This is a genomic window from Streptomyces sp. NTH33 (assembly GCF_003236365.1).
GTDB lineage: Bacteria > Actinomycetota > Actinomycetes > Streptomycetales > Streptomycetaceae > Streptomyces.
This window is the reverse complement of sequence record NZ_POTZ01000309.1, coordinates 1-8501: the sequence shown is the minus strand read 5'-3', so window position 1 is coordinate 8501 and position 8501 is coordinate 1. Positions and strand designations below refer to the sequence as shown.

General features: G+C 70.1%; 5 protein-coding genes. All 5 read left to right on the top strand.

The features are described from left to right. Positions 1-35 precede the first annotated feature (35 nt). Positions 36-986, top strand: coding sequence for an ABC transporter permease (locus tag C1I97_RS25305; RefSeq protein ID WP_441349148.1), 951 nt, complete (start codon positions 36-38; stop codon positions 984-986). Between the two features lie 80 nt (positions 987-1066). After that, on the top strand, positions 1067-2107 hold the full coding sequence (locus C1I97_RS25300; protein ID WP_111005478.1) for a substrate-binding domain-containing protein: 1041 nt from the start codon (positions 1067-1069) through the stop codon (positions 2105-2107). Between the two features lie 59 nt (positions 2108-2166). Continuing rightward, complete coding sequence (locus C1I97_RS25295; RefSeq protein ID WP_111005477.1) at positions 2167-3375, top strand: Gfo/Idh/MocA family protein; 1209 nt, start codon at positions 2167-2169, stop codon at positions 3373-3375. Positions 3376-3389: 14 nt separating this feature from the next. After that, complete coding sequence (locus tag C1I97_RS25290) at positions 3390-4391, top strand: sugar phosphate isomerase/epimerase family protein (RefSeq protein ID WP_111005476.1); 1002 nt, start codon at positions 3390-3392, stop codon at positions 4389-4391. A gap of 317 nt (positions 4392-4708) precedes the next feature. Then, positions 4709-8410, top strand: coding sequence for a ThuA domain-containing protein (locus C1I97_RS25285; RefSeq protein ID WP_111005475.1), 3702 nt, complete (start codon positions 4709-4711; stop codon positions 8408-8410). Positions 8411-8501 lie beyond the last annotated feature (91 nt).

The window sequence follows — 8501 nt, the reverse complement described above, 5'->3', positions numbered from 1 at the left end:
GCGGCGCCGACGCCCCGGCCGGCGCCGCCGGCCCGCTGCGCCTCCTGTGGGCGCGTGCCGACGCGCGTACCCTGTCGCTGCTCGGTGTGCTCGCCGCCCTCGTCCTCATCGGCGGCATCACCAAGCCCGACGAGTTCCTGGACACCCGCAACCTGCAACTGGTGCTCACCCTGTCGTCCATCATCGGCGTCGTCACCGTCGGGATGACCTTCGTCATCATGAGCGGCGGCATCGACCTGTCCGTCGGCGCGATCGTCGCCCTCTCCTCCGTGTGGGCCTCCACCGTCGCCACCCAGGAGTTCGGTTTCGCGGGCGTCCTGTTCACCGCGGTGCTCGTCGGTGTCGGCTGCGGACTCGTCAACGGCGTCCTCATCGCGTACGGCGGCATGGTCCCGTTCATCGCGACGCTCGCCATGCTCGCCTCCGCGCGCGGACTCGCCCTGCACATCACCGGCGGCAAGACGCAGACCGTCTCCATCGACGGCATCCTGCGGCTCGGCAACCGCGACGCGTACGTCCTCGGCATACCGCCGCTGGTCCTCGTCTTCGCCGCCGTCACCGTCATCGGCTGGCTGCTGCTGAACCGCACCACGTTCGGGCGGCGCACCGTCGCCGTCGGCGGCAACGCGGAAGCGGCCCGCCTCGCCGGCATCGACGTCCGCCGCCAGCGCCTCTACCTCTACCTGCTGTCCGGGCTGTGCTGCGGCATCGCGGCCTTCCTGCTGCTCGCCCTGGTGGGGTCCGGCCAGAACACCAACGGCAACCTGTACGAACTCGACGCCATCGCCGCCGCGATCATCGGCGGGACCCTGCTGAGCGGTGGCCGGGGCACCATCGTCGGCTCCGTCCTCGGGGTCCTGATCTTCACCACGATCTCCAACATCTTCGCCCTGAACAACCTGCAGAGCGACGTCCAGCAGATCGCCAAGGGCGCCATCATCGTCGCCGCCGTCCTCGTCCAGCGGCGCACCGCCTCCACCCCGTAGCCCGCCGAGCCGCCCGCTCCGTACGGCCCTCGTCGGACACGGCCCTATCGGATACGGCCCTCATCGGAAAGGTCATCGCCATGCCCCAGATACAGAGCCGCAGAGGTCTGCTCTTCGGCGGCGCCGCCGTCGGCGCCGCCGCCCTCCTCACCTCCTGCACCAGCAACGAGCCCAAGAACGACAAGCCCGCGGCGAACGACCAGCCCGCCGCCGCCGACAAGCCCGGCAAGCCGGTCACCATCGGCTTCGCCGGACCCCAGGCCGACCATGGCTGGCTCAACGCGATCAACGAGAACGCCAAGAACCGCGCCAAGAAGTACTCCGACGTCACCCTGGAGATCACCGAGGGCTCCAACGACACCGCCGCGCAGATCGGGCAGATCGAGACCCTCATCAACAAGAAGGTCGACGTCCTGGTCATCCTGCCCGCCGACGGCAAGGCCCTCACCCAGGTCGGCCTCAAGGCGATGCGCGCGGGCATCCCGGTCGTCAACCTCGACCGGATCTTCAATTCCCCGCAGGCGTACCGCTGCTGGATCGGCGGCGACAACTACGGCATGGGCTTCAACGCCGGGCAGTACATCGGCGAGAAGCTCAAGGGCAAGCAGAACGCCAAGGTCGTCGAACTCGCCGGCCTGGACAACCTGGAGCTGACCAAGCAGCGCACCCAGGGCTTCGACGACGCGCTGAAGAACTACCCCAACATCACCAAGGTGGCCCGGCAGGCGGCCGAGTTCACCGTCGAGTCCGGCCAGTCGAAGATGGCGCAGCTCCTCCAGGCGCAGAAGCACATCGACGCGCTGTGGAACCACGACGACGACCAGGGCGTCGGCGCGCTGCGCGCCATCGAGCAGGCCGGGCGCGACGAGTTCCTGATGGTCGGCGGCGCGGGCGCCCTGTCCGCGTTCGAGCAGATCAAGCAGGACAAGGGCGTGCTGAAGGCCACCGTGCTGTACCCGCCGACGATGGCCGCGTCCGCGATCGACCTGGCGCGGGCCCTGGGTCAGGGCAAGGGCGTCGCGGGCATGGCGGAGTTCGAGATCCCGGCGTCCATCACGCTGTTCTCGGCGGTGGTCGACAAGACCAACGTCGACCAGTACATGCCCACCGGCTTCCGCTGACCGTGCCGCCCCGCACCCCCCCACGACGCCATCACCACGAGGACGAGGAGGACATCCGTATGGGACAGCCGCAGCAGCCCGATGGAGCAGAAGGAGGAAAGCAGCCGCTCGGCATCGGCATGGTCGGATACGCCTTCATGGGCGCCGCCCACTCCCAGGGCTGGCGCACCGCGGGCCGGGTCTTCGACCTGCCGCTGCGGCCGGTCCTGGCCGCGGTCTGCGGCCGTGACGCGGCGGCCGTCCGAGCGGCCGCCGACCGGCACGGCTGGGCCGCCGCCGAGACCGACTGGCGGGCGCTGATCGCCCGGGACGACGTCGACCTCGTCGACATCTGCACCCCCGGCGACAGCCACGCCGAGATCGCCCTGGCCGCACTCGCCGCGGGCAAGCACGTCCTGTGCGAGAAGCCGCTCGCCAACAGCGTCGCCGAGGCGGAGGAGATGGCACGGGCCGCCGAAGCGGCCCAGGAGCGAGGCCAGTTGGCGATGGTCGGCTTCAACTACCGCCGGGTGCCGGCCACCGCGCTGGCCCGGCGGATGGTCGCCGAGGGCCGGATCGGCACCCTGCGGCACGTGAGGGTGACGTACCTCCAGGACTGGCTGGTGGACCCCGGGTTCCCGCTGACCTGGCGGCTGCGCAGGGAGTCCGCCGGCTCGGGCTCCCTGGGCGACCTCGGCGCGCACATCGTCGACCTCGCGCAGTTCCTGGCGGGGGAGCCGCTGGCCGGGGTCTCCGCGCTCACCGAGACCTTCGTACGGGAGCGGCCGCTGCCCGCCTCGGCCACCAGCGGGCTGTCCGGCGCCCCGACGGCCGGCACCGGACAGGTCACCGTCGACGACGCCGCCCTGTTCACCGGCCGCTTCGCCTCGGGCGCCCTCGCCTCCTTCGAGGCCACCCGCTACGCCACCGGCCGCAAGAACGCCCTGCGCATCGAACTCAACGGAGAACGCGGCTCGCTGGCCTTCGACCTGGAGCGGCTCAACGAGCTGTACTACCACGACGGCACCGAACCCGGCACCCACGCCGGCTTCCGCCGCATCCTGGTCACCGAACCCGACCACCCCTACCTGGAGGCCTGGTGGCCGCCGGGCCACGGCCTCGGCTACGAGCACACCTTCGCCCACCAGGCCCGCGACCTGGTCCACGCGGTCGCCGAGGGCAGCAGGCCCGAACCCTCCTTCGCCGACGGGCTGCAGGTGCAGCGCGTGCTCGCGGCGGTGGAGGAGAGCGCCGAGAAGAACTCCGTCTACACACCCGTCGCCGTCTGAAGGAGGCCGCCGCCATGCCGCGCAGATTCACGCTGTTCACCGGCCAGTGGGCCGACCTACCACTGGAGGAGGTGTGCCGCCTGGCCCGCGACTTCGGCTACGACGGGCTCGAACTCGCCTGCTGGGGAGACCACTTCGAAGTCGACAAGGCGCTCACCGACCCGTCGTACCTCCCCTCCCGGCACCAGCTGCTCGACAAGTACGGCCTGAAGTGCTGGGCCGTCTCCAACCACCTGGTCGGGCAGGCGGTGTGCGACGCCATCATCGACGAACGCCACCGGGCGATCCTGCCCGCCCGGATCTGGGGCGACGGCGAGGCCGAGGGCGTACGGCAGCGGGCCGCCGCCGAGATGGCCGACACCGCGCGCGCCGCGGCCGCCTTCGGCGTCGACACCGTCATCGGCTTCACCGGCTCCGCCATCTGGCACCTGGTCGCCATGTTCCCGCCCGCCCCCGAGGCGATGATCGAGCGCGGCTACGAGGACTTCGCGACCCGCTGGAACCCGATCCTCGACGTCTTCGACGCCGAGGGCGTGCGGTTCGCGCACGAGGTCCACCCCAGCGAGATCGCCTACGACTACTGGACGACCCAGCGCGCCCTGGAGGCCGTGGACCACCGGCCCGCCTTCGGCCTCAACTTCGACCCCTCGCACTTCGTCTGGCAGGACCTCGACCCGGTCGGCTTCCTGTGGGACTTCCGGGACCGGATCTACCACGTGGACTGCAAGGAGGCCCGTAAACGGCTCGACGGGCGCAACGGCCGCCTCGGCTCCCACCTGCCCTGGGGCGACCCCCGGCGCGGCTGGGACTTCGTCTCCGCCGGGCACGGCGACGTCCCCTGGGAGGACGTCTTCCGCATGCTGCGCTCCATCGGCTACGACGGCCCCGTCTCCGTCGAGTGGGAGGACGCCGGCATGGACCGGCTGCAGGGCGCCCCCGAGGCGCTGCGGCGGCTCAAGGAGTTCGACTTCGACCCGCCGAGCGCCTCGTTCGACGCGGCCTTCGGCAGCGACTAGCTCCGCGGGGAGCGGGGAGCGGGAGCGCCGTTCGGCGCGTTGCCCGAGGGCGGCCGCGGGTGGGCTGTGGCTGATTGCACAGCTCCCCGCGCCCTTCGGGCGGCGCGGGGCGCCACCCGCCGCTCCGGCCTGCCCGGAAACCGCTTTGTCCTGCGACTGGAAAAAGTTCAACTTCTCTGCTGTGCAAGGACTATCCGACTCCGACAAAGCCAGCTACGGTCCCGGAGTTGTACAGGTCACGCACATCTCCGGGGTGACGGCGCACCCCGGCGCATCACATCCGCCACGTACGTCCCCACCCTCCCGGAGGGATTTTCGTGCACAGAAAACGTCGTAGATTCCGCAAGGCACTCGCACTCCTCACCGGCTCACTCCTCGCAGGCACCTCGCTCGCGCTCGCCGCGCCGCCGGCGAGCGCCGCCGACCCCGAGACCACCAGGCCGGCCGCGGCGGCCGCCGAGGACTTCCAGCAGATCACCCTCGCCAAGGGTGCCGCCGAGGTCGGCGAACCGATGTCGCTGGCCGTCCTCCCGGACCGCAGCGTCCTGCACACCTCCCGCGACGGCACCCTGCGCCTGACCGACGCGGAGGGCAACACGTCCGTCGCGGGCAAGCTGGCCGTCTACAACCACGACGAGGAAGGCCTCCAGGGGATCGGCGTCGACCCCGACTTCGCCGAGAACCGGTTCGTCTACCTCTACTACGCGCCGCCGCTGAACACCCCGCCCGGCGACGCCCCCGAGAACGGCACCGCCGCCGACTTCGCCCCCTTCGACGGCGTCAACCGGCTCTCCCGCTTCGTCCTGAAGCAGGACGGCACCCTCGACCTGGCCAGCGAGAAGAACGTCCTCGAGGTCGCCGCGTCCCGCGGCATCTGCTGCCACGTCGGCGGTGACATCGACTTCGACAAGGACGGCAACCTCTACCTGTCGACCGGCGACGACTCCAACCCCTTCGCCTCCGACGGCTACACCCCCATCGACGAGCGGCCCAACCGCAACCCGGCGTTCGACGCCCAGCGCACCTCGGGCAACACCAACGACCTGCGGGGCAAGATCCTGCGGATCAAGGTCAAGCCGGACGGCTCCTACGCCATCCCCGAGGGCAACCTCTTCGCCCCGGGCACCCCGAAGACCCGCCCCGAGATCTACGCGATGGGCTTCCGCAACCCGTTCCGGTTCAGCATCGACAAGCCCACCGGCCACATCTACATCGGCGAGTACGGCCCGGACGCCGGCTCCGCCAACCCGGGCCGCGGCCCCTCCGGCATGGTCGAGTTCAACCGCGTGACCAAGCCGGGCAACTACGGCTGGCCCTACTGCGTCGGCAAGAACGAGGCGTACATCAAGTACGACTTCGCCACCCGGCAGTCCGGCGCGGCCTTCGACTGCTCGGCGCCGAAGAACACCTCGCCGAACAACACCGGCCTGGTCGACCTTCCGCCGGCCGAGCCGGCCTGGATCGACTACGACGGCGGTTCGGTCCCCGAGTTCGGCAGCGGATCCGAATCCCCGATGGGCGGCCCGGTCTACCGCTACGACCCCGACCTGAACTCCGCCGCCAAGTTCCCCGAGTCCTACGACGGGGACTTCTTCGCCGGTGAGTACGGCCGCCGCTGGATCAAGCGGATCGTGCACGACGACGACGGCACCGTCCGGTCCATCAACCCGTTCCCCTGGTCCGGGACCCAGGTGATGGACATGGCCTTCGGCCCCGACGGCGCCCTCTATGTCCTGGACTACGGCCTGTCCTGGTTCGGCGGCGACGAGAACTCCGCGCTCTACCGCATCGAGAACGTCACCAACGGCCACGCGCCGACCGTGACCGCCACCTCGGACAAGACCTCCGGCAAGGCGCCCCTGAAGGTGTCCTTCTCCGCGAAGGGCAGCGACGCCGACGGCGACGCCCTCACCTACAGCTGGGACTTCGGTGACGGCACCACCGGCACCGGCCAGTCGCCCCAGCACACCTACCGTGCCAACGGCACGTACACCGCCACCGTCACCGTGACGGACCCGACGGGCTACACCGCCACCGCCAACGTCCACGTGGTCGTCGGCAACACCGCGCCCACCGTCACCTTCCAGACCCCGGCCGACGGCGCCCTGTTCGACTTCGGTGACACCATCCCGTTCAAGGTGAAGGTCACCGACCCCGAGGACAAGAAGATCGACTGCTCCAAGGTCACCGTCCGCTACATCCTCGGACACGACAGCCACGGCCACCCGATCACCTCGGCCAACGGCTGCGAGGGCACCATCACCGTGCCGGCCGACGGCGAACACGACCCCAACGCCAACATCTTCGGCGTCCTCGACGCCGAGTACACCGACAACGGCGGCGGCGGCCAGGACGCGCTGACCACCCACGCCCAGATCGTGCTCCAGCCCCGCCAGCGGCAGGCCGAGCACTTCAGCAGCCAGAGTGGCATCCGCACCTACGACAAGACCCAGGCGCACGGCGGCAAGACCGTCGGCGACATCGACAACGGCGACTGGATCTCCTTCAAGCCCTACAACCTCAGCGGCGCCCAGACGCTGACCGCCCGGGTCTCCTCCGGCGGCGCCGGCGGCTACCTGGAGGTCCGCACCGGAGGGCCGAACGGCACCCTGCACGGCTCCGGGATCGTCCCGGTGACCGGCAGCTGGGAGACCTTCCAGAGCATCGACATCCCGCTCAGCAAGCTCCCGAAGAAGACCACCGAGCTGTACCTGGTCTTCAAGGGCGGCGACGGAGCGCTCTACGACGTCGACGACTTCGTGATCTCCGACAAGAAGCCCGCGAAGAACGACAAGCGCGTCCTCGTCTTCTCCAAGACGGCCGGCTTCCGCCACGACTCCATCGGCACCGGCGTCCAGACCCTGAAGGACCTCGGCGGGCGGAGCGGCATCACCGTCGACGCCACCGAGGAGTCCCAGCAGTTCACCACCGCCAACCTCGCCCGCTACGACGCCGTCGTCTTCCTCTCCACCACCGGCACCGTCCTGAACGCCGACCAGAAGCAGGCGTTCGAGAAGTACATCGCCGGCGGCGGCGGATACATGGGCGTCCACGCGGCCGCCGACACCGAGTACGACTGGCCGTTCTACGGCGGCCTGGTCGGCGCCTACTTCGCCTCGCACCCGCAGATCCAGAAGGCCACCGTCCGGGTACCCGAGCACGACCACCCGGCCACCAAGGACCTCGACGACGCGTGGGAACGCACCGACGAGTGGTACGACTACCGCTCCAACCCGCGTGACGACGTCCGCGTCCTGGCCACCCTGGACGAGACCACCTACCAGGGCGGCAGGATGAAGGGCGACCACCCGATCGCCTGGTGCCACGCCTACCAGGGCGGCCGCTCCTTCTACACCGGCCTCGGCCACACCAAGGAGTCCTACGCCGAGGACGGCTTCCGCAGCCACCTGCTCGGCGGCCTGAAGTACGCCACCGGCCAGGAGAAGGCGGACTGCAAGCCGCGCACGGGCTACCGGGACCTGTTCAACGGCCACACCCTCGACGGCTGGAAGCAGGCCGGACCGGGCGGCTTCACCGTCAAGGACGGCGCACTGCACTCCGAGGGCGGCATGGGTCTGCTCTGGTACCAGGCCAAGGAGTTCACGTCCTACTCCCTGAAGCTGGACTGGAAGATGCAGGGCGACGACAACTCCGGTGTCTTCGTGGGCTTCCCCGCCTCCGACGACCCCTGGTCGGCGGTGAACAAGGGCTACGAGATCCAGATCGACGCGACCGACGCGCCGGACCGGACCACCGGATCCATCTACTCCTTCCAGTCGGCCGACATCAAGGCCCGTGACGCCGCGCTGCGCCCGCCGGGGGAGTGGAACAGTTACGAGATCCGCGTCGAGGGCGACCGCATCCAGGTGTTCCTCAACGGAGTCAGGATCAACGACTTCACCAACAAGGACCCGGAGCGGATGAAGAACGGCTACATCGGACTGCAGAACCACGGCCCGTCCGACCACGTGTCGTTCCGCAACATCCAGATCAAGGAACTGCCCGCCAAGGGCGCCTAGAACGGCGGCGGGCGGGAGACGCCGGACTCCCGCCCGCCGTCCCCGACCCGGCCGCCCGGGTGGCGGCCGGCCGGGTCGGGGACGGCGGGCG